The organism is Ochrobactrum sp. SFR4, from assembly GCF_019730395.1.
Lineage (GTDB): Bacteria > Pseudomonadota > Alphaproteobacteria > Rhizobiales > Rhizobiaceae > Pseudochrobactrum.
Genome location: NZ_JAAPBB010000578.1, coordinates 1 through 304, shown reverse-complemented (window position 1 = coordinate 304; position 304 = coordinate 1). Strand labels below are relative to the sequence as shown.

Annotated in this window: 1 protein-coding gene; it reads right to left on the bottom strand. The window is 51.6% G+C overall.

Going from position 1 to position 304, the window contains the following annotated elements; translation table 11 throughout:
- Positions 1-304, bottom strand: a 304-nt coding sequence (locus HBA93_RS20335; RefSeq protein WP_221724482.1) for a prolipoprotein diacylglyceryl transferase, incomplete at both ends; no start/stop codon positions are given.

Sequence of the window (304 nt, the reverse complement as noted above, 5' to 3'; positions counted from 1 at the left end):
AAGGACATGCCGCCGTCCCATACGGCCGGAATTTCCAGCGGGTTGCTGATATAAAAGTTGAAATTATAGAATAATACGTAGCCAATGCGGCCGCCGATCACCACGCCAAGAGCTGCCCAGAGGACAAAGTCATCCAATGCAAGCGGATCCATCGGTGCATTGTTGTTCGGCCACAGACGGGCATTGTTGACGAGTTTTTTGCCGTACCACCAGGCAAATAAAATGCCGATGACATAGCCGATACCATACCAGTGAACGGAGAGCGGGCCTACCGAGAAGAGAACAGGGTCAATATTCGGGAAGG